The organism is uncultured Comamonas sp. (assembly GCF_964277875.1).
In the GTDB taxonomy this organism is placed as follows: Bacteria; Pseudomonadota; Gammaproteobacteria; order Burkholderiales; family Burkholderiaceae_C; genus Comamonas; species Comamonas sediminis.
This window is the reverse complement of sequence record NZ_CAXYJV010000023.1, coordinates 1-21,510: the sequence shown is the minus strand read 5'-3', so window position 1 is coordinate 21,510 and position 21,510 is coordinate 1. Positions and strand designations below refer to the sequence as shown.

Here is a 21,510-nt window from a genome sequence, read left to right as displayed (position 1 = left end):
GCTCTGGATGAAAAACCGAATCGATGATAGTTAAACAATAGTTAATAGCAATAAATAACTTAATAATGATTTGTGTTTTTAAATCAATAACCAAGCGCTGATGGCAGGCGGCGGGCGGGATCTATGGACGCTAAACATGTATTTGCTGTCGCTGTAAGGTATCGGCCGCTGTTGGATGCCTGGGAGCTGCACAGCCGCCCCCAAAACCTGTCACACCAAGCGGTCAAAACCGCCCTGGCATCCGCATGCTGTCTGCCCTTTGCCACCCAGGGCGCTGGCAGTGCGCGGAAGCCGTCACAATAGCGGCCTGAATATCAGCGCCTGCCTCCGCTGCGAGGCCGGTCTCACCTGGAGACTTTTGCATGCGTATTTCTGCCCGCACCCCTTTGTTGTCGCGCACTGCCAGCGCCTTGGTGCTCGCTGGTCTGGGGGCCTCGGCTGCCCAGGCGGCCGGTGTGATCAAGATCGGTGAGATCAACAGCTACAAGAACCAGCCCGCGTTTCTGGAGCCCTACAAGCGGGGTATGGAGCTGGCGGTGGACGAGGTCAACCGCGCGGGCGGCGTGAATGGCAAGAAGCTCGCGCTGATCACCCGCGACGACAACGCCAACCCGGGCGATACGGTGCGTGTGGCCGAGGAGCTGATTGCGCGTGAAAAGGTCGATGTGCTGGCCGGCGGTTTTCTGTCGAACACCGGCATGGCGCTGACCGACTTTGCCAAGCAGCGCAAGTTCTTCTACCTGGCCACCGAGCCGCTGACGGACAAGATGGTCTGGAGCAATGGCAATGCCTACACCTTCCGCCTGCGCCCCTCCACCTACATGCAGGTGTCGATGCTGGTCGAAGAGGCACTCAAGCTCAAGAAAAAGCGCTGGGCCCTCGTCTACCCCAACTACGAATACGGCCAGTCCTCGGTTGCCACCTTCAAGGCCAAGATGAAGGCAGCGCAGCCGGATGTGGAGTTCGTCACCGAGCAGGCCACGGTGCTGGGCAAGGTCGATGCCGGCAGCGTTGTGCAGGCGCTGGCCGATGCCAAGCCCGATGCGATCTTCAACGTGCTGTTTGCCACCGACCTGACCAAGTTTGTGCGCGAAGGCAATACGCGCGGCCTGTTCAAGGGGCGGGATGTCGTCAGCGTACTGAGCGGCGAGCCCGAGTACCTCGATACCTTGAAGGCCGAAACGCCCAATGGCTGGATCGTCACCGGCTACCCGGTGCACAGCCTGAAGACGCCCGAGCACAAGGCCTTTTTTGACGCCTACCAGGCGAAGTACAAGGACTACCCGCGCCAGGGCTCGGTCGTCGGCTATGCCGGCATCAAGTCGCTGGCCGAGGGCATCAGGAAGGCCGGCAGCACCGATACCGAGGCGCTGATCAAGGCCTTTGAAGGCCTGCAGGTGGTGTCGCCCTTTGGCCCGATCACCTGGCGCGCGCAGGACCACCAGTCCACCATGGGTGCCTATGTGGGCAAGCTCAAGAACGTGGGTGGCAAGGGCGAGCTGGTGGACTATGTCTACCGCGATGGCAAGGACTACCTGCCCAGCGACGAAGAAGTGCGCAAGATGCGCCCGCAATAAGGTGATGGAACGCTGCCCGGCCCCAGCACGCACCGCCAGCCTGCGGGCACGATTGCCCGTCTGGCTGGGGTGGCATGACGGCCAGGCTTGGCCACAAGCGCAGGACCTCGCATGAGTTTTTCCGGTCTGCTGGTGCAACTGCTCAACGGTCTGGCCGGCGCCTCGTCGCTGTTCCTGGTGGCCGCCGGCTTGTCGCTGATTTTTGGCGTCTGCCGCATCGTCAACTTTGCGCATGGCTCCTTCTACATGGTGGGCCTGTATGCGGCCTATGCGCTGGCCGAGGCCATGGCGCCGCTGGGCGGTGGCTGGGGTTTCTGGCTGTCGCTGCCGCTGTCGGCCATCGCCGTCGGGCTGCTGGGTGGCCTGGTCGAGGTGCTGCTGCTGCGCCGCATCTACAAGGCGCCCGAGCTGTTCCAGCTGCTCGCCACTTTTGCGCTGGTGCTGGTGATCAAGGATGCGGTGCTCTGGCTGTGCGGGCCCGATGAACTGCTGGGCCCGCGCGCGCCGGGGCTGGGCGGTGCGGTCGATATCCTGGGCCGCGCCTTTCCGAGCTATGACCTGTTCCTGATCGCGGTCGGCCCGCTGGTGCTGGGCGCCACCTGGCTGCTGCTGCACCGCAGCCGCTTTGGCATGCTGGTGCGCGCCGCCACGCAGGACCGCGAGATGGTCGGCGCGCTGGGCGTGCGCCAGGCCTGGCTGTTCACGGCCGTATTTGCGCTTGGCGCCGGCTTGGCCGGGCTGGGCGGCGCGCTGCAACTGCCGCGCGAGCCCGCCACGTTGGAGCTCGATCTGCAGACTATCGGCTCGGCCTTTGTCGTCGTGGTCGTCGGCGGCATGGGATCGCTCACCGGCGCCTTTGTCGCGGCACTGCTGGTGTCCACCGTCAAGGCGCTGTGCATCTGGCTCGGCGTGGTGCAGATCGCCGGCATCGACATTGCGTTTCCGCAGCTCACCCTGGTTGCTGATTTTCTGGTGATGGCCGTGGTGCTGGTGCTGCGCCCCTGGGGCCTGCTGGGCCAACCGCAGGCGGCCAGCCGCAGCCAAGGCCTGCGCGAGCAACCGCTGCGTGCGCCGCCGCCCGCTTTGAAGGCCGTGGGTGCCGCCGTGCTGCTGGCCTTGCTGGCGCTGCCCTGGGCGGTGGATGCGCAGTCCTACACCCTGGTGCTGGTGGTGGACCTGGTCATTGCCGCGCTGTTTGCCGCCAGCCTGCATTTTCTGATGGGGCCGGCCGGCCTGCACTCCTTTGGCCATGCGGCCTTCTTTGGCCTGGGCGCCTATGGCGCGGCGCTGCTGCTGAACGCGGCCGGCCTGCCGATGCTGTGGGCGCTGTTGCTGGCACCGCTGCTGGCGGCCTTGGGCGGCGTGCTGACCGGCTGGTTTGCGGTGCGGCTGACAGGCGTGTATTTCTCGATGCTGACCCTGGCCTTTGCGCAGATCATCTGGGCCACCACCTTCCAGTGGGATTCGGTCACCGGCGGCAGCAATGGCCTGACCGGGGTCTGGCCAGCGGCATGGCTGGAGGACAAGCGCTGGTTCTACCTGCTGACCCTGCTGCTGGCCACCGCCGGCGTGCTGGCGCTGTGGCGGGTGCTGTATGCCCCGCTGGGCTATGCGCTGCGCGCCAGCCGCGATGCGCCGCTGCGCGCCGAGGCCATCGGCATTGCGGTGGCCAAAGTGCAGTGGATGGGCTTTGTGCTGGCCGCGTCGGTGGCCGGACTGGCGGGTGCCTTGTTCGCGTTCTCCAAGGGCAGCATCTCGCCGGAGACCATGTCGGTGGCCAAGTCGGTCGATGGCCTGGTCATGGTGCTGCTCGGCGGTGTGCAGACCTTGGTGGGCCCGATTCTGGGCGCCTTCAGCTTTACCTGGCTGCACGATGCCGTGGCGCGTAACACCGACTACTGGCGTGCCACCCTGGGCGCGGTGATTCTGTTGCTGGTCTTGCTGTTCCCGCAGGGCATTGCCGGTTACGGCAAGCGCTGGTGGCAGTGGCTGCTGCAGCGGCGCGGAGCCTGAAAAACCCCGCCAAGGTGTGCGGGGTGGAGTGTGTTGGAGCGGGCCTGATCAGCTATTGCAGGCCTTGCTGCCCTTGGCGGGCTGGATGCCCTTGGCCTTGGCATCTGCCAGGGTCATGTACTCGCCTTGCTTGGTGGTGCCGTAGTAGCGGTCGCCTTGGCAGTGGTAGATCTTGGAATTGGTATTGGCCCAGACCTTGCCGGCGCCGCCGCCTGGGGCGGGGGTCTTGGCCTTGGCTTTGTCGGCTGCAGCGGCCGGTGCAGCAGCAGGCGCCGCTGCGGTGGTTTTGGCCGCTGGCGCCGGTTTGGCGGCCGGAGCCGTGCCTGCTGCCGGTGTTTGGGCAAAGACGGCCGCCGTGCCGCAAAGCGCGATACCGCTGATCCAGGCTTTCCAGGTGTTGCGCATAAAACTCTCCTGTCTTTATGTTGGTCGGGTGCCAGGCCTGCGGGGCCATGGCAGTTCCATGCTGCGGCGGGCATCCAGAAAAAACAACCGGGTCAATGCGAATTGATGTTCCTTATCGCTGATTATTTTGTAATTGCTTGTTTTTATTGAATATTTGTATCAGCACTGGCTGCTGATCGATCCATGCCGGGGTAGAGGCGGTCCAGCGCCTCGTGCAGGCATTCACCCAACTGCAGCTGCAGCGCCTGCAAGTGGGCGGCGCGCGCCTCGTCGCTCAAGGCGGCGTCGGGCGCCCGGCTGCCCAGCGCCTTCCATAGCTGCTGCCACTGTGTGGCGCGGTGCTGCACGGCAGCCTGCACCGCCTCGCTCCACTGCACCGGCGCGCTGGGGCTGGTGTAGCGCCCGCGTCCCCGGCCAAAGTGCGAGATCACCAGGTACTTGAGCAGCAACTGCCCGGTCAGGGCGCTCAGGTACTCGGGGGACAGGTGAAAGCGCTGGGCTTGCTGGTCGAACATCTTGTTCGCGCTCCAGGCGGCACCGGCAAAGGTGACGGCGCCCACGAGTGCACCCACCAGCGCACCGGCGCCCAGCGTCATGCCGCCGGCGACCATGTCGGCCCCCAAGCCCGTGGCTGCGCCGGCTGTCAGCGCACCCCAGAGGCTGGCCGTCTGCGGGTCCAGCGGTGTGCTGGTTTTCAGGTGGTCCTTGAGCTGCTGCTGGAGCTGGCTGGCCGCCTGGCCATCGAGCTGGTGCAGCTCCAGCAGCGCCTGGGTGCTGGCGAGGTCGGCCTGCTGCAGTGACTGGGTCAGGCGCTGCATCGCGGCGGTCTGCTCGGGGCTGAGTTCGGCGCCCTCAGCACCGCTGCCCCGGATCGCCTGCGCGACCGAGCCGCTGACCTTGTTCCAGGCGCGCTGCCAGAGCTTGTTGTCACTGGCCTGCACGGTCTCCTGCGCGGTGGCCGCCAGCAGCAATTGCTCGGCCAGGGCCTTCAAGCTGGCCGCTTCGCGCTGCTGCTGGCGCGCGGCGCGGGTCTGCAGCAGGCGCTGGTAGGCCGGCTGCTTGGCATCGGGCAGCAGCGGTGCGATGGACTGCATCACCTGCTTTTCATGCCACCAGCTGCGGGTAAAGGCGTCGAGCACCTGCACCGAGCGGACGGTGCCGGCAAACTCGGCCGTCGCGGTGCGCCAGCGCTGCAGGTCGGCGGTGGTCTGCGCGGCGCTGGTGTCGCTGCCAATCTGGTTGAGCAGCACCAGCACGGGCTTGTCCATCCACTGCAGGATGCGCATCTCGCTGGCCCAGTAACCGGCGTCGGCCGGGTCTTCGGCGGCATTGACCAGGTAGAGCATCACATCGGCATGGTCGCGTGCAGCCTGCAACGCGCGCTGGCTCATGTAGAAGGGCTTGTCGCGCCAGCGGTCCCAGACGTTCGACAGAAACCAGCCCAGCGGGTTGCCCTGCTGCTTCAGGCGGTTGTAGAGCCGTACCGAATCGCCAAAGCCCGGCGTGTCCCAGAGCCATAGTTCGTCGCCTTGCTCGGTGCGCTGCAGCAGATAGCGCTGCGATTGGCTAGTGACATGGGCGGCATCCTGCACTTCGCCAATGTCCTCGGCCACCAGGGTGCGGGCCAGGGTGGTCTTGCCGATATTGGTGTGCGACAGCAGGCACCAGGCAATCGACTGGTCGCCGGCACCGGCGGCATCGGGTGCCAGTGCGGCGGAATGCTGGAGGTCGTTCGTGGTCTCGGTCATCGTGCGGGTCTCGTCAGGTGCCGGTGGTGATCAGCTGGGCATGGATGCCATGCTGGCGGGCAAACTCCTGCCACAGCGCTTCGCGCTCCTGCAGGCGGCGGGGGGCGCCGGCATTGCGGGCGGCAAAATCGCTGCCCCAGAGCCAGAGCTGGCCGTTGGCGCCGTGGCGGTTGTGCAGCTGGGTGAGCAGCTCGCCATGTACCTCGGCCTCGGGCGTGGCCGACAGGCTGACCAGCACCACCGCCTGCGCGCCTGCGGGCACATCGATGCCGGGCAGCGCCGCGCCATAGGCCAGGGTGGGCAGCCAGTCGACATGAGCGCCTGCGCCATAGAGGCTGATCGCATGGTGGCCGATCGCCGCGCGGCGCTCGGGCGTCACATCGATGCTGAAAGGCAGCAGCACCAGGCGCGTGGCCAGGCCGCCAAAGTCGCGCTGCAGGCGGGCAAAGTAGGCCTGGTTCAGCGGCAGCTGTAGGTGCTGGCGGCGCCAGCGTGCGCGCAGCCCCTGCCACAGGGCCAGCAGCAAACGCGGCAGCACCACGGTGGCGCCCAGCAAGGCGGTATAGGCCCAGACCCAGCGCTCGCCCACATAGGTGACCGGCGCGCTGAGCACACCGGGCTGCGGCGCCTGGGCCGCTGCCGATTGGTACTGCGCCGGCATGCTGCTGGTCACCCAGCCTTGCAGCGCCTGGATGTCGGCCAGGCTCCACGGTGTTGTCCACTGCAGCCACTGGGTGGGGGCAAACAGGATGTTGAGCCAGTGCTGCACCTGCGCGGCCGACAGGAAGGTGCTCTCCCAGCCGACCTGGTATTCCTTGGTCAGGCCGGTAAGCCACAGCGAGGCCAGTGCACCGGCTGCCACCAGCGCCGCGCCCAGGTGCAGCCACTGCAGCCACTGGGCGTTGCGCACGCTTTCGCTGGCCTGCCACCAGTTGCGTTCAAAGCGCAGCGCCATCTTGCGCAGGCCGCTGCCGCGCAGCGCAGGCATGGCCTTGCCGCGCAGGCGTGCCAGCCAGCCGGGGTGTTCGTCTGCGGTGGGTGTGTCTTGGCCGCCAGCGGGCAGCTGGGCCGGCTCCCAGAGCGCCACCCGGGCGGGCTGGCGCCGCGCCAGGCCCACCATGCTGCGTACCAGCAGCACCGCATACATCAGCAGGTTCCACAGCACGATGCCCATCAGCGACAGCGACAGCAGATCGACCCGGTGCGGATCGGTGATGCGGTGGCTGGCAAAGCCCAGGCACAGCGCCAGCAGGCCGATGGCCAGCGGCGTCCAGCGCGCCAGGCCCGGGGCATGCTGCCAGAGCTGGCGCACATCGGCGGGCAACTGGCTGGCCTGGATGATGCGCTGGGCGCGCAGCTGCAAAAACTGGGCAAAGGCGGCCTGGCCGGCCTTGCCACCCAAGGCGGGCTTGCCCAAGGTGTGCAGCACCTCCTGCGTGATGGCCTCGCAGCGCGCAGCGCTGGGCAGGGCCTCATGGGGCGGCGAGGTTTCGATGGCATGGGCCAGGGCGATGTCACGAACGGCGTCAGCTTTCATGGCAGCTATTGTGGCACCGGGAAAACCTGCAAGCTGTAGCCGGGGACGCTGTGGTATCAACGAAGCTTTGCGTTCACAGAGACACCACAGATGACAACAATGATGAACTTTGCCGACATGCCCGATGCCAACGGTTTCTTTGGTGACTACGGCGGCCAGCTGGTGCCCCCGCATCTGAAAAAGGCGATGGACGATATCGCCGAGGCCTACGAGCAGATCGTGCAGCGCCAGGATTTTCAGGACGAGCTCCAGCACCTGTTCCAGGACTATGTGGGCCGCCCCAGCCCCATCTTCCATGCCCGGCGCCTGTCGCAGCAGCTGGGCGGCGCGCAGATCCACCTCAAGCGCGAAGACCTCAACCACACCGGCGCACACAAGATCAACCACTGCCTGGGCGAGGCGCTGCTGGCCAAGTTCATGGGCAAGACCAAGGTGATCGCCGAGACCGGCGCCGGCCAGCATGGCGTGGCCTTGGCAACGGCCTGCGCGCTGGTGGGCATCCCCTGCGAGATCCACATGGGCCAGGTCGATATCGAGAAGGAGCACCCCAACGTCACCAAGATGCGCATCCTGGGCTGCAAGCTGGTGCCGGTGACCTTTGGCCAGGCAACGTTGAAGGAGGCCGTCGACAGCGCGTTTGAGGAATACCTCAAGGACCCGACGAACTACCTCTATGCGATCGGCTCGGTGGTGGGCCCGCACCCGTTTCCGAAGATGGTGCGTGACTTCCAGTCCATCGTCGGGCGCGAGGCGCGCGAGCAGTTCCAGACCCGCCATGGCAAGCTGCCCGACTATGTCGCGGCCTGCGTGGGCGGCGGCTCCAATGCGATGGGCATCTTCAGCGCCTTCCTGGCCGATGCCGGTGTCAAGCTGGTCGGTGTGGAGCCGGCGGGCGAGGGCGTGGACCAGCCGGGCAAGCATGCCGCGACCTTGTCGGTGGGCAAGCCCGGTGCCATCCATGGCATGAAATGCTATGTGCTGGAGAACGCCGATGGCAGCCCTGCGGCCGTGCATTCCATCGCCTCGGGCCTGGACTACCCCGGTGTGGGCCCGCAGCACAGCTACCTCAAGGACCTGGGCCGGGTCGACTACCAGGCAGTGGACGACCAGGCCTGCCTCGATGCCTTCATGACCCTGTCGCGGGTCGAGGGCATCATCCCGGCGCTGGAAAGCGCCCATGCCGTCGCATGGGCCATGCGCATCGCGCCCCAGCTGGACAAGGAGGTGAACATCCTCGTCAACCTCTCGGGCCGGGGCGACAAGGACGCCGACTACGTAGCCAGGAAGCTGGGGCTCTGAGCGGGCACAGCGTCCACCCAGGCCGAAAGCCAGCCAAAGGGAGCGCAAGCTCCCTTTTTTTGCGTCCGCATTGCGCTGCCGGCGGGCTGCCGCCGCCCCGGTACCCGGGTAAATACGCTTCTGCTATTTGGATATGTCTATTTAGTATTTGTAGATTGCATACTCAATAGCTCAGAATGCGGTTTTCGCATTCAATACCCATGGAACTTCGCCAGCTTGAGGCCTTCGCGGCCGTGATCTCGACCGGCAGCGTGACGGCCGCCGGCCGCATGCTGGGCCGTTCGCAGCCCGCGATCAGCCGCCTGGTGCAGGAGCTGGAGCAGGAGATTGGCTATGCGCTGTTCAGCCGCAACGGACCGCGCATCACCCCGAATGAGCAAGGCTTTCTGCTGTACGAGGATGTGGCCCATGCGCTGCACAGCCTGCAGCAGATCCGCCAGCGCGCCCGCGAGATTGCAGGCGGCAGCCAACGCCCGCTGAACCTGCTGGCCACGCCGGCGCTGGCCGCGGGCCTGGTGCCTGCGGCGCTGGCGCGGCTGGAAGGCGCGATGGCGCAGAGTATTTCGCACATCCAGCTGCGCAGCGCCTCGCCCGAGCAGGTGGCCCAGGGTGTGCTGACCGGTGCCGCCCAGCTGGGCGTGAGCAGCCTGCCGCTGGAGCACCGGGGCCTGCAGGTGCACTGGATTGGCCGCGCTGCCTGCGTGGCGGTGCTGCCCGAGGGCGACCCGCTGGCCGCACTGGACGTGATACCCCTCGCCGCGCTGGCCGAGCGCCGCATCATCACCATGGCCAACCCCTACCGCTTGCGCGGCCGCCTCGATGAGGCCTTTGCCGCCGCCCGCCCGGGCGCGCAACCCGGGCAGACCCAGTTCATGGAAACCAATGCCTCGGTGAACGCGATGGCTGCGGTGCGCGCGGGCCTGGGTGTCTCGGTGCTGGAGCCGGTGACGGCGCTGGGCCTGCCGCTGCAAGGCGTGGTGGTGCGCCCGCTCGATACCGACATCCCCTTTTTGTTTGGCGTGGTCAGCCAGCAGGCCACGCCTTGCACGCCGGCGATGGATGCGCTGTGCCAGGCCTTGACCGAGGTGGCGCAGGCGCTGCTGCCCGGCTTTGTACTGCATGACGCGCGAGAGCACGCCGCGCTGCTGGAAGAAATGCTGCCAGAGGGCCAGCGGCCCGCTGCTGGCGCGCAAGAACCTTGAGAGAACCACGCATGAACGACGACCGCCAATTGCCGCCCGCCGGGCTGGCTGCACTCGAAGCACGGGTGCGCCAGGACCTGGCCTGGCTGGACCTGCCCGCCAAGGACTGGGTGCCCGAAACCGCGCTCGAGGGCGAACCGGTACTGCCCGTTGCCATCATCGGCGGCGGCATGTCGGGTCTGGCCGCGTGCGCTGCGCTGCGCTTCATGGGCGTGCCGGCCCAGATTTTTGACCAGTCGCCCGCCGGCTTTGAAGGCCCCTGGGCGACGACGGCGCGCATGGAAACCCTGCGCTCGCCCAAGCAGCTCACCGGCCCGGCGCTGGGCAAACCGGCGCTGACCTTCCGCGCCTGGTTCGAGTCGCAGTTCGGCCTGGAGGCCTGGGAGGCGCTCGACAAGATCCCGCGCCTGCAGTGGATGGACTACCTGCGCTGGTACCGCCAGGTGCTGGCGCTGCCGGTGCACAACGGCCACAAGGTGCTGGCCGTGCGCCCGCGCGGCGCCGATGGCGTGGTGCAGCTCGATCTGGAGACCCCCGACGGCGCACGCAAGGTGCTGGCGCGGCATGTGGTGCTGGCCACCGGCCGCGACGGCCTGGGCGGCGCCTATGTGCCCGAGATGGCGCGCAGCCTGCCGCGTGACCGCTGGGCCCATTCGTCGGACAGCACCGATTACGCCCAGCTGGCCGGCAAGCGCATCGGCGTGGTGGGCGCCGGTGCCTCGGCGATGGACAGTGCTGCCACGGCGCTGGAGAGCGGCGCTGCCAGCGTTGATCTGCTGATCCGCCGCAGCGATATTCCGCGCGTCAACAAGGGCAAGGGCGCCGGCAGCCCGGGCCTGACCCATGGCCATCTGCACCTGCCCGACGACTGGAAGTGGAAGATCCGCCACTACATCAATGTGCAGCAGGTACCGCCACCCCGGGGCAGCACCTTGCGCGTCTCGCGCCATGCCAATGCCCGCTTCAACCTGGGCTGCGCGATCGAGCGCATGGAGTGGACCGGCGACGAGATCCGCGTGCACACCTCCAAGGGCGTGTTCCATCTGGACTTTGTCGTGTTCTCCACCGGCTTTCGCATCGACTGGAATGCGCGCAGCGAATTTGCCCCCTTTGCCGCCCATGTGCGCAACTGGGGCGACCGCTTCCGCCACCCCGAGGGCGAGGACGACCAGGAGCTGTCCGACTCGCCCGACCTGGGCCCGGCCTTCGAGTTGCAGCCAAAGATTCCCGGCGCCTGCCCGGGGCTGGAGCGCATCCATGCGTTCTCGTACCCGGCGGCGCTGACGCATGGCACGGTGTCCGGCGATATTCCTGCGATCAGCGTGGGCGCCGAGCGCCTGGCCCAGGGCATCAGCAGCCGCCTGTATGCCGAAGATGTGCAGTGGCATTTCGAGAAGCTGCAGGCCTTCAGCGACCCCGAAGTGTTTGGCGATGAGTGGACGCCGGCCGACCCCCCCGGCCAGACCGCCGCGTTGCTGGACAAGGCGGACGCACCATGATCGGCTGGCTGTTGCGCCGCCTTGCGCAGGCGCTGGTGGTGGTGCTCTTGATGACGGTGATCGTCTTCGTCGGCCTGCATGCCATCGGCAACCCGGTCGATATCCTCATCGGCCAGGACGTGGACCAGGTCGAGCGTGCGCGCATCATCGCCCAGCTGGGCTTTGACCAGCCGCTGTGGCGCCAGTACCTGGGCTTTGTCGGCGGCGCGCTGCAGGGCAACCTGGGTGTGAGCTTTGTCTACAACGTGCCGGCGATCGAGCTGATTTTGCAGCGCCTGCCGGCGACCCTGGAGCTGGCGATTGCCGCGCTGGTCATCGCTGTGGTGCTGGGCGTGCCGCTGGGCCTGCTGGCCGGCCTCTACCCCGAGAGCTGGTTTTCCAAATCCATCATGGCCGGCAGCATCGTGGGCTTTTCGCTGCCCACGTTCTGGGTCGGCCTGATGCTGATCATGACCTTCAGCGTCTCGCTGGGCATGCTGCCGTCGAGCGGGCGCGGCCAGACGGTGGAGTTTCTCGGCGCGCAGTGGTCGTTTCTGACGGCTGACGGCCTGCGCCACATGCTGCTGCCGGCGATCAACCTGTCGCTGTTCAAGATCTCGCTGGTGATCCGCCTCACGCGCGCCGGTGTGCGTGAAGTGCTGCCGCTGGACTATGTGAAGTTCGCCCGCGCCAAGGGCCTGTCGCCGCTGCGCGTGGTGGGCCTGCACGTGCTGCGCAATACGATGATTCCGCTGGTCACCGTGCTGGGCCTGGAGCTGGGCTCGACCATCGCCTTTGCGGTGGTGACCGAGAGCATCTTCTCCTGGCCGGGCGCCGGCAAGCTGATTCTGGACAGCATCAATGCGCTGGACCGTCCCGTCATCGTCTCCTACCTGGTGGTGGTGGTCTGCCTGTTCGTCACGCTCAATCTGATCGTGGATATCTTGTACAAGGTGCTCGACCCCCGCGTGCGCCTGGAGGGCGCAGCATGAGCGGCACCAACACCCCTGCGAACACCCCCGTGGGCACGGCCCCGGCAGCGGCGCTGCGCCAGCCTTCGCCCTGGCGCGCGCATGTGGCGGATTTCATGGCCTCGCGCCTGGCGCTGTTCGGCCTCATCGTCGCCGTGGTGCTGATTCTGGCGGCGCTGGTCGCTCCCTGGATCACGCCGCAGAACCCCTATGACCTGCAGCAGCTCGACGTGCTCGATGCACGCCTGCCGCCAGGCTCGGCCAATGGCATGGACAGCTTCCACTACATGCTGGGCACCGATGGCCAGGGCCGCGATCTGTACTCGGCGATTCTCTACGGCCTGCGCATCAGCCTGCTGGTGGGCGTGGGCTCGGCGTTGATGGCCGGCGTTGTCGGCACCTTGCTGGGCCTGCTGGCCGCCTATGCCGGTGGCAAGACCGACACGATCATCATGCGCGTGGTCGATCTGATCCTGTCCTTCCCCTCGATCCTGGTTGCGATGATGATCCTTGCCTACCTGGGCAAGGGCGTGGGCAATGTGGTGCTGACCCTGGTGATCCTGGAATGGGCCTACTACGCCCGCACCGCACGCGGCCAGGCCCTGGTCGAGCGCCGGCGCGAGTATGTCGAGGCGGCGCGCTGCCTGGACATCCCCAACTGGCGCATCATGGTGCGCCACATCCTGCCCAACTGCCTGCCGCCGCTGATCGTGATCGGCACCCTGCAGATCGCCCGCGCCATCACCTTGGAGGCCACCTTGAGCTTTCTGGGCCTGGGCGTGCCGGTGACCGAACCTTCGCTGGGCCTGCTGATCTCCAACGGCTACCAGTTCATGCTCTCGGGCCAGTACTGGATCAGCTTCTACCCCGGCATTGCGCTCTTGGTCACCATCGTGGCGATCAACCTGGTGGGCGACCGCCTGCGCGATGTCCTGAACCCGAGGAACACCCGATGAGCAGCGTGCCCACCTTGCAGGTGCGCCATCTGCGCACCGAGTTTGCGACCCGCGCCGGCACCCTGCGCGCGGTCAATGATGTGTCCTTCACCCTGGAGCGTGGCCGCATCCTGGGCCTGGTCGGCGAGTCCGGCTCGGGCAAGTCCGTCACCGGTTTTTCCATCATGGGCCTGGTCGATGCACCGGGCCGCGTGACCGGCGGTGAGGTGCTGTTCCAGGGCCGCGACATCACCAAGATCAAGCCGCGCGAGCTGCGCCAGCTGCAGGGCAACCGCATCGCGATGATCTTCCAGGACCCGATGATGACGCTCAACCCCGTGTTGCGCGTGGACACGCAGATGATCGAAGCGGTGCGCGCCCATACCTCGGCCAGCAAGGCCCAGGCACGGGACCGTGCCCGCGAGACCCTGGCGATGATGGGCATTGCCAGCCCCGACGAGCGCCTGCAGGCCTACCCGCACCAGCTGTCGGGCGGCATGCGCCAGCGCGTGGCCATTGCCACGGCGATGCTGCACCGGCCCGATCTGATCATTGCCGACGAGCCCACGACGGCGCTGGATGTGACCATCCAGGCGCAGATCCTGTCCGAGGTGCAGAAGCTGGCGCGCCAGCAGGGCACCTCGCTGATCTGGATCACGCACGACCTGTCGGTGGTGGCCGGTCTGGCCGACGAAGTGGCGGTGATGTATGCCGGCCGCATCGTCGAGCAAGGCGGCGTCGATGCCGTGCTGGACAGCCCGCTGCACCCCTATACCGCCGGCCTCATCGGCAGCCTGCCGGCCAACAACCGGCGCGGCAGCCGCCTGCAGCAGATTCCCGGAATGACGCCCAATATGCTGCAGCTGCCGCCGGGCTGTGCCTTTGCCGCCCGCTGCGCCCGCGCCACCGCTGCCTGCCAGGCCCAGCCCGAGCAGACCGAGCCGCTGCCCGGCCGCCTGGTGCGCTGCTTCCACCCGGCGCTGGCCGCCAGCGCCCCCAGCAACCTGGGTGCCACCGCGCCGCAAGGCCTGGAGGCCCGCCCATGAACGAGATGACGAATACCACAGCGGAGGGCAGCGCCGCAGACACCCCGGTGGTCGAGCTGCGCCAGGTCAGCAAGCGCTTTGGCGAGCAAAAGCCCGGCTTGGGCGGCCGCCTGCTGCAAAGCCTGGGGCTGGAAAAGCCCCACCCGGTGACCCGTGCGGTCGACCAGGTCGATCTGCTGGTGCGCCCCGGTGAGGTGGTGGGCCTGGTGGGCGAATCCGGTTGCGGCAAGTCCACCCTGGGCCGCATGGCGGCCGGGTTGCTGCCACCGTCCGATGGCGAAGTGCGCTTTTCCGGCAAACCGCTGGCCGCGCTCACGCCGGCCGAGCGCCATGCCGAGCGCCTGCGCATCCAGATGATCTTCCAGGACCCGTACGCCAGCCTGAACCCGCGCCTGCGCGTGGACGAGATCGTTGGCGAGGCGGCCCGCATCCATGGCCTGGTGGACCAGGCCGGTTTTGACGACTATGTCTGCGCGCAGATGGAGCGCGCCGGGCTCGACCCCGCGCTGCGCAGCCGCTACCCGCACCAGTTCAGCGGCGGCCAGCGCCAGCGCATCGGTATTGCCCGCGCACTGGCGGTGCAGCCGCACATGCTGGTCTGCGATGAGGCGGTGGCCGCGCTCGATGTGTCGATCCAGGCGCAGATCCTGAACCTGTTCATGGACCTGCGCGAGCAGCTGCACCTGACCTATCTGTTCATCAGCCATGACCTGGGCGTCGTCGAGCATATCTGCGACCGGGTGGTGGTGATGTACCTGGGCCGCGTGATCGAGACTGCGCCGGTCGAAGAGCTGTTTGCCCGGCCCAACCACCCCTACACCCAGGCCTTGCTGGCCGAGGTGCCCAACATGAATGCCCGCCACAAGACCTACTCGGCCATCCAGGGCGAAATCCCCAGCCCGCTGAACCCTCCCAGCGGCTGCCACTTCCATCCGCGATGTCCGCGTGCGATGCCGCGCTGCACGGTGGAGGCGCCCCAGCTCAAGGGCATCGCCATCCAGCACCAAAGCGCCTGCCATTTGAACGACGCCTGAACGCTCAGCTGAGCGCCGCCTTTTATCCGCATTCTTTGCACCGTTTTCACAGTTTCACCAGGAGTTCGCCATGAAACGCATCATCGTCTCTTCCCTCACCGCTGCCCTGATGGGCGCTGGCCTGGCTGCCCATGCGCAGACCTTGAACATCGGCTTTGCCGACCCGGTCTCGTCGATGGACCCCCAGCTCAACAACCACGCCGGCGACCGCTCGGTGGACCTGCACTTCTGGGACCTGCTGGTCCAGAACAACTACAACAAGCTGCAGCCTGGCCTGGCTGCGAGCTGGAAGAACCTGGACCCCAAGACCTGGGAGTTCAAGCTGCGCACCGATGTGAAATGGCAGGACGGCAAGGCCTTCAGCGCCGAAGACGTCATCTACTCCTACCAGCGCGCGCGCGCCGTGCCCGGCAGCGTGGCCACCTTTGCCGGCTACCTGCGCACCGTCGAATCGGTGACCGCCAAGGACCCGCACACGCTGATCATCAAGACCAATATCCCCAACCCCGATCTGCCGCTGAACCTGGCTTCGGTGCACATCGTCAGCAAGCATGTGGGCGAGAAATCGGCCACCGAAGACTACAACGCGGGCAAGGCCATGGTCGGCTCGGGCCCCTACAAATGGGTGTCCTACACGCCGGGCGACCGCGTGGTGATGCAGCGCAACGATGGCTACTGGGGTGACAAGCCGATCTGGGAGAAGGTCAACTACCGCTACATCAACAATGCCGCATCGCGCACCGCCGCGCTGCTGGCAGGCGATGTGGACGTGATCGACAAGGTCTCGGTCTCCGACCTGGCGCGGCTGAAGAACGCGCCCAACGTCACCGTCTACCCCTACGACGGCCTGCGTGTGATGCTGCTGCAACCGAGCTTCAACCCGGCGCCCAATGCCTTCATCACCGACAACGCCGGCAAGCCGTTGCCCAAGAACCCGCTGCTGGACCAGCGCGTGCGTGAGGCGCTGAACCTGGCGATCAACCGGGGCGCCATCGTGGACCGCATCCTGCAGGACGCAGCCACCGAGGCCAACCAGTGGATGCCCAAGAACACCTATGGCTACAACCCCGACATCAAGAACATTCCTTTTGATGCCGCCAAGGCCAAGAAGCTGCTGGCCGATGCCGGTTTCCCCGAAGGCTTCAAGCTGACCATGCATGTGCCCAACGACCGCTACCCGCAAGGCCCTGAGACGGCCCAGGTGGTGGCCCAGTTCTGGACCCGCATTGGCGTCAAGACCCAGGTGGAGGTGGTGCCATGGGCCGTGTACTCGGGCCGCGCCAACAAGAACGAATATGCGATGAGCATGCTCGCCTGGGGCAATGGCACCGGTGAAGCCAGCTATGCGCTGGTGAACGTGCTGGCCACGGTCGATGCGAAGAAGGGCCTGGGCGCCTCCAACTGGGGCCACTACAGCAACCCGGCGGTGGACAGGGCGCTGACCGAATCCACCGAAGAGTTCGACATGGCCAAGCGCGAGAGCATTCTGCGCCAGTCGGCCAAGGTGGTGTCCGATGATGTGGGCATCATCCCGCTGTTCCACTACCGCAATATCTGGGCCGCGAAGAAGGGCCTGAAGGTCACCCCGTTCAGCAGCGACCGCACCACCGCGTCGATGGTGACCAAGGTGGCACCCTGATGGCCCAGCTGTCCATCACGGTTGACCAGGCGGACGCGCTGATCGATGTGGCACGCCACATCCGTATCGAAGGCGCCCAGCCCGGTGAGGCGGTAGAGATCCGTGCCGAGACCCCGCGCAGCGGCGTGCTGTGGCGCGCGCAGGCGCGCTTCATCGCCGATGCGCAGGGGACCGTGGATCTAAACCGCGATGCCCCCGTCTCCGGCAGCTATGCCGGTGTCGATGGCATGGGCCTGGTCTGGTCGCAAAGCCCGGTGCAATCCTCCAGCCGCGAGCTGTTCAACCAGCCGGTGACCGAGGCGTTGGTGACGAGCTTGCAAGCCAGCTCCGGCACTGCGCAGGCGCAGGCCCGCTTCAGCCAGCAGCTCGCAGCCCCCGGCGTCACCCGCCGCGAGGTGCGCGAGGACGGCCTGGTCGGCACCCTGTACCTGCCCGCCGGCCCCGGCCCGCACCCGGCGGTGATGATCGTCAATGGCTCGGGCGGCGGCATCAACGAGCCGCGCGCCGCGCTCTATGCATCGCGCGGCTATGCGGCCTTTGCGCTCGCGTATTTCAAGGCGCCGGGGCTGTCGCCCTACATCTCCAACACCCCGTTGGAGTATTTTGAAAAAGGCCTGCAATGGCTGCGCCGCACGGTGCAACCGGCGCATGACTTTGTCGCGCTCAGCGGCCAGTCGCGCGGCGGTGAACTGGTGCTGCTGCTCGGGGCAACCTTTGCGCAGCAGGTATCGGCGGTGGTGGGCTATGTGCCCAGCGCGTTTGTGCACAGCGGCCAGAACGCCTGCGACCCGCAGGTAGGCCGCGAAGGCCCGACCTGGCTGCTGGACGGCCAGCCGCTGACCCACATCTGGGAAAACAACCGCACTGCCAGCTGGGCCCCGTTTGACGAAGGCCCATCGCCCCACCGCCATGAGCGCGCGATGCGCACCGCCTTGCGCGATGCCGAGGCCGTCGCGCGTGCGCGCATCCCGGTGGAGCGCATCCAGGGCCCGGTGATGCTGCTGTCGGCCACCGACGATGGCTCCTGGCCGTCGAGCGTGTATTCGCAGATGGTGCGCGACAAGCTGGCCGAGGTGCAGCACCCGCACGATGTGCAGTGGCTGGACTTCGAGCGCGCCGGCCACGCCATCCTGTTCCCCTATGTGCCGACCACGCAGCTGGTCTATGCGCACCCGGTCTCGGGCAAGGTCAGCACCGGCGGCGGCAACCCGGCCGACAACGCCCATGCCGATGCCGCGTCCTGGCAGGGCGTGCTGCAGTTTCTAGAACGTGCGGTGGCGGCCCATGCCGGCGCTGCAAAAACATAACCAAGGAGTCTTGCATGTCCACTTCCCCCAGCGATGACCTGATCGACCGGCTGGTCGGTCTGGCACCGGGCAGCCGCACCTACGCGGCCCGCCACCAGCGTGAAAAGGTCGTGGCCGCCACCCAGGGCAGCTACCAGGCCTTGTTTGACCCGGCGCTGCCGGGCATCAGCCTGGCCGAGCGCCTGTTGGTCGCGCTCTATGCCTGCCGCCTGACCCCCGCCCCCGAGCTGGTTGCCCATTACCGCGAACGCCTGCAGCAGCTGCCGGTGGATGCCGCACTGATCGCCGTGGCAGAGACCGGCCAGCCCCAGGATGCGCAAGACCCGCGCCTGGCGGCCATGCTGGCCTTTACCCGCACCTTGATCGAGAAGCCGATCGACGGCGACAAGGCCGCGCTGGAAACCTTGCCAGCCGCTGGCATCAGCACCCCGGCCGTCGTGGCGCTGTCGCAGCTGATCGCGTTTCTCTCGTACCAGGTCCGCCTTGTCGCCGGCCTGCAAGCCATGAAAGCATCCGAGGAGGCCACCGCATGAGCACGCCCGCCGCATTCCAACCCGCCCAGGTCATCCGCGCCCACGGCTTCACCAACGAATCGCTGGAATGGAAGGCCTGGCTCGATGTGGTCCAGCTCGACCAGGCCACGCCCGACCAGATGGCCGTGCTGGAGGAGAGCCACCCCAAGGCCAAGACCTCGGACTACTACCTGTTCCTGGTGCACCAGCCGCAGATCCTGCGCGAGCGCTCCACGGCCTTCAACGCCATCATGTATGCGCCCGGCGGCCTCTCGCGTGCCGAGCGCGAGCTGGGCTCCACGGTGGTATCGCGCATCAACGGCTGCGTCTACTGCGCCTCGGTGCATGCGCAGCGCTTTGAGCAGCTGGCCAAGCGCAGCGACACCATTGCCCAGGTGTTCGAGCAGCCTGCCACCGCCGGCACCACCGCGCGTGAAAAGGCCATCGTGCAGTTCTCGATCAAGATCACCGAGCAGCCCGCCGCCATCAACGCCGCCGACATCGACGCGCTCAAGGCCGAGGGCCTGAACGACGGCGAGGTGCTGGACCTGCTGCACTCGGACGCCATCTTTGCCTGGGCCAACCGCCTGATGCTGAACCTGGGCGAGCCGCTGATGCCGGAAGCCTGAAGCGGCTTAGTGCGCTGATGTAGCAACCCCCATCGCTCTTTGCCGGGCGATGGGGGTTGTTTTATCTGTGGAAGCAGCCTTTGTTCAGGTTGCAAAAGCCTGTGATGACCCAGCAGCGCCCCCGGTTCTGCCCAACCTCGGCCACTGGAAACATGGCCGGGTCGATGTTTGACTGGTTTGGGTATAAAACTTAAAATATTAGGTCTTAAACGTCATTATTGTACTTAAAGAGAAGAATAATGAATCTTGGGCTTTATGCTCCGGCACAAATCGCTGCTGAACTCGCAGGGCGCCTGCGCAAGCATCGCATTGCCCAGGGCTTCACCCAAGCCGAGCTCGCCAGCCGGGTAGGCGTGTCAAAAGCGACCGTGCTGAACCTGGAGACGGGAAAAAACGTTTCCTTTGAGACGGTCATCGCGGTTGTACAAGTGCTTGGCCTCGCCATACAGTTAGAGGACCTGTTCGTCTACCAACCACGGACGATTGCCGAGCTTGAAAAAGCTGCCGCGCTGCCGCTTCGCGTCCGACATCCGAAAGGATCCTATGGTGCAAAAGATTAATGTGTTCTACGAAGGCTGGGGAGAGCGCTTCCACTGGGCCACCTTGGGTGCCGCCGACCTTCGCAGTCCCGTTATCTTCGAGTACACCGAGGCGGCTTTTCAGCGCGGGCTTGAGCTATCTCCGTATCTGCTGCCGTTACAGCGGGGGAGGGATTTCTCCAAAGTGCTGTTTCAGCACCAAATGGGACTGCCCGGGCCCGCCTACGATTCCTTGCCAGATGGCTGGGGCTTGCTGCTGATGGACAGGCTCTTCCGCCAGCGGGGGCTGGAGCCTTCTAAGCTGTCGGTTCTGGACCGGCTGGCTTACATCGGAAACACAGCCATGGGCGCAATGGCCTTCGAGCCGGCGAGCGGCCTGGATGCGTCAGAGGCGGCACCTATCCCCTTGGAGCAATTGGCGCGAGAAGTGCAGCTTGTCTTGGAGGACAAGGACACAGCGCTTCTGAAGCAGCTTGCGCTGGTGGGCGGCTCTCCCCACGGAGCGCGACCCAAGGCACTGGTGTACATCGACACGAAGCATCAAAGAGCAAGCACCGTACCCATGCAAGAGGGCAGCCCCTGGCTGGTCAAGTTCCCCGCCATGCATGAGCCCAGCGAGGTTTGCGCGATAGAGGACCTGTACTGCAAGTCAGCACGTCGCTGTGGGATAGATGTGCCTGAAACCCTGTGGATGGACTTGGGCGGCGACCTGTCGGCCTTCGGCATCCAGCGATTTGACAGGGAAGGGGGTCATAAGGTCCCCATTCATACGCTCGCGGCCTTCGTGGGGGCAGATTTTCGGCAACCCGCAAGCATTGGCTACAGTGCGCTCATCCAGGCCACAAGGATCTTCACCAAGGATGTGCGGGAGGTCCACAAGGCGTTTGAGCGTGCGGTGTTCAATGTCATTTTTAACAACCGCGACGACCACGGGAAGAATTTCTCCTATCGAATGCGCCAGGACGGCACCTGGAAGCTTTCACCCGCGTACGACCTCACCTTCAACAGGGGACCTAACGGCTACCACCAGATGGATGTGGCGGGGGAAGCTTTGACCATCAGGCGCTCGCATCTCCAGCGTTTGGGGGCGGAGGCGCAGTTGAGCAGCATCGAGGTCGATACCACCATTGACCGAGTGGCGCAGGAGGCGTCAATGTTTCTGGCTCGGGTGGGCGGCTACCAGGGCATCATCAGTACAACCAAAGCGAGAGACATCGCTGCGGCCATCGACGCCAATACCAAGGCAGCACGCTCTTAGCTCGTATGCCGAGTGCCATCTTTGCCCCATGGTGGTCTCTCGCGCACCCATGGTTGTGTTTGCTGCGCCTCGGCGCATGCTTCTGCGCTGAAGTGCCAAGCCCCATTGCACTGCAAAAATCAACGCCGGTAAGCAGCCCCCGGGTGGCTGGCCGGCAGCAGCTGGCCCCCTGCCGGGAACAGCTTTTCGCGCAAGGTCCCTTCCGCATAGCGCGTCTTGAACATGCCCCGGTTTTGCAGCTCGGGGATCAGCAGGTCGACGATGGCGTCCAGGCTTGTTGATTTCCACACAGAAGTGACCCACTAACCCCCAGGATTTCCATCTAATTCTGACCCACGCACTAACCCTAGCCTGCAGCTATGTTGAGCAGCAGGAGACCAG

The 21,510-nt window shown here is 66.0% G+C and carries 19 protein-coding genes; 15 read left to right on the top strand and 4 right to left on the bottom strand.

The genetic code is table 11. The features are described 5' to 3' along the window. Window positions 1-362: 362 nt before the first annotated feature. A complete protein-coding gene (locus tag ACHWUQ_RS08950; RefSeq protein WP_394680930.1) occupies window positions 363-1,577 on the top strand; it encodes an ABC transporter substrate-binding protein in 1,215 nt (404 codons plus the stop codon). Between the two features lie 111 nt (window positions 1,578-1,688). Next, entirely contained in the window at window positions 1,689-3,590 is a 1,902-nt protein-coding gene (locus ACHWUQ_RS08945; protein WP_394680929.1) for an ABC transporter permease, read from the top strand. Between the two features lie 48 nt (window positions 3,591-3,638). On the opposite strand, the gene ACHWUQ_RS08940 is transcribed toward ACHWUQ_RS08945, so the two are convergent. The 3 genes from ACHWUQ_RS08940 to ACHWUQ_RS08930 all read right to left on the bottom strand — a co-directional run bounded on the left by ACHWUQ_RS08940 (window position 3,639) and on the right by ACHWUQ_RS08930 (window position 7,280). Beyond that, entirely contained in the window at window positions 3,639-3,995 is a 357-nt protein-coding gene (locus ACHWUQ_RS08940) for a signal protein (protein WP_312414120.1), read from the bottom strand. Between the two features lie 143 nt (window positions 3,996-4,138). Continuing rightward, entirely contained in the window at window positions 4,139-5,743 is a 1,605-nt protein-coding gene (locus ACHWUQ_RS08935) for a DUF3482 domain-containing protein (protein WP_394680928.1), read from the bottom strand. Between the two features lie 13 nt (window positions 5,744-5,756). After that, window positions 5,757-7,280 (bottom strand): DUF2868 domain-containing protein, encoded by a 1,524-nt coding sequence (locus ACHWUQ_RS08930; protein ID WP_394680927.1) that lies wholly within the window; start codon window positions 7,278-7,280, stop codon window positions 5,757-5,759. Between the two features lie 99 nt (window positions 7,281-7,379). Here ACHWUQ_RS08930 and trpB point away from each other — a divergent pair, with 99 nt between their 5' ends. The 13 genes from trpB (at window position 7,380) to ACHWUQ_RS08865 (ending at window position 21,129) form a co-directional block, all read left to right on the top strand. Continuing rightward, window positions 7,380-8,579: a tryptophan synthase subunit beta gene (gene trpB, locus ACHWUQ_RS08925; RefSeq protein ID WP_394680926.1), complete on the top strand. Its 1,200-nt coding sequence runs from the start codon at window positions 7,380-7,382 to the stop codon at window positions 8,577-8,579. A gap of 200 nt (window positions 8,580-8,779) precedes the next feature. Further along, a complete protein-coding gene (locus ACHWUQ_RS08920; RefSeq protein ID WP_394680925.1) occupies window positions 8,780-9,781 on the top strand; it encodes a LysR family transcriptional regulator in 1,002 nt (333 codons plus the stop codon). Window positions 9,782-9,792: 11 nt separating this feature from the next. After that, window positions 9,793-11,280 carry a SidA/IucD/PvdA family monooxygenase gene (locus ACHWUQ_RS08915; RefSeq protein WP_239810184.1) on the top strand — a complete coding sequence of 496 codons (1,488 nt, stop codon included), beginning with the start codon at window positions 9,793-9,795 and terminating at the stop codon, window positions 11,278-11,280. Further along, the gene (locus ACHWUQ_RS08910) at window positions 11,277-12,251 is read left to right on the top strand and encodes an ABC transporter permease (RefSeq protein WP_239810185.1); all 975 of its coding nucleotides are present in this window, start codon (window positions 11,277-11,279) and stop codon (window positions 12,249-12,251) included. Before ACHWUQ_RS08915 ends, ACHWUQ_RS08910 begins: the two co-directional genes overlap by 4 nt. Continuing rightward, a complete protein-coding gene (locus ACHWUQ_RS08905; protein ID WP_394680924.1) occupies window positions 12,248-13,186 on the top strand; it encodes an ABC transporter permease in 939 nt (312 codons plus the stop codon). Before ACHWUQ_RS08910 ends, ACHWUQ_RS08905 begins: the two co-directional genes overlap by 4 nt. Beyond that, window positions 13,183-14,211 (top strand): ABC transporter ATP-binding protein, encoded by a 1,029-nt coding sequence (locus ACHWUQ_RS08900; protein ID WP_239810187.1) that lies wholly within the window; start codon window positions 13,183-13,185, stop codon window positions 14,209-14,211. The genes ACHWUQ_RS08905 and ACHWUQ_RS08900 overlap by 4 nt, the downstream gene beginning before the upstream one ends. A 5-nt stretch (window positions 14,212-14,216) precedes the next feature. Then, window positions 14,217-15,245 (top strand): ABC transporter ATP-binding protein, encoded by a 1,029-nt coding sequence (locus tag ACHWUQ_RS08895; RefSeq protein ID WP_394680948.1) that lies wholly within the window; start codon window positions 14,217-14,219, stop codon window positions 15,243-15,245. Between the two features lie 70 nt (window positions 15,246-15,315). Further along, window positions 15,316-16,884, top strand: coding sequence for an ABC transporter substrate-binding protein (locus ACHWUQ_RS08890; RefSeq protein ID WP_394680923.1), 1,569 nt, complete (start codon window positions 15,316-15,318; stop codon window positions 16,882-16,884). Beyond that, complete coding sequence (locus ACHWUQ_RS08885; protein ID WP_394680922.1) at window positions 16,884-18,191, top strand: acyl-CoA thioester hydrolase/BAAT C-terminal domain-containing protein; 1,308 nt, start codon at window positions 16,884-16,886, stop codon at window positions 18,189-18,191. The genes ACHWUQ_RS08890 and ACHWUQ_RS08885 overlap by 1 nt, the downstream gene beginning before the upstream one ends. A gap of 14 nt (window positions 18,192-18,205) precedes the next feature. Beyond that, the gene (locus ACHWUQ_RS08880) at window positions 18,206-18,724 is read left to right on the top strand and encodes a CMD domain protein (RefSeq protein ID WP_312526050.1); all 519 of its coding nucleotides are present in this window, start codon (window positions 18,206-18,208) and stop codon (window positions 18,722-18,724) included. Further along, complete coding sequence (locus ACHWUQ_RS08875) at window positions 18,721-19,332, top strand: peroxidase-related enzyme (protein WP_239810191.1); 612 nt, start codon at window positions 18,721-18,723, stop codon at window positions 19,330-19,332. Before ACHWUQ_RS08880 ends, ACHWUQ_RS08875 begins: the two co-directional genes overlap by 4 nt. A 239-nt stretch (window positions 19,333-19,571) precedes the next feature. Further along, window positions 19,572-19,892 carry a helix-turn-helix transcriptional regulator gene (locus tag ACHWUQ_RS08870; protein WP_394680921.1) on the top strand — a complete coding sequence of 107 codons (321 nt, stop codon included), beginning with the start codon at window positions 19,572-19,574 and terminating at the stop codon, window positions 19,890-19,892. Beyond that, the gene (locus ACHWUQ_RS08865) at window positions 19,876-21,129 is read left to right on the top strand and encodes a type II toxin-antitoxin system HipA family toxin (protein ID WP_373449365.1); all 1,254 of its coding nucleotides are present in this window, start codon (window positions 19,876-19,878) and stop codon (window positions 21,127-21,129) included. The genes ACHWUQ_RS08870 and ACHWUQ_RS08865 overlap by 17 nt, the downstream gene beginning before the upstream one ends. A 119-nt stretch (window positions 21,130-21,248) precedes the next feature. Here ACHWUQ_RS08865 and ACHWUQ_RS08860 read toward each other — a convergent pair whose 3' ends face one another. Further along, a complete protein-coding gene (locus ACHWUQ_RS08860; protein ID WP_394680920.1) occupies window positions 21,249-21,419 on the bottom strand; it encodes a hypothetical protein in 171 nt (56 codons plus the stop codon). Between the last annotated feature and the right edge of the window lie 91 nt (window positions 21,420-21,510).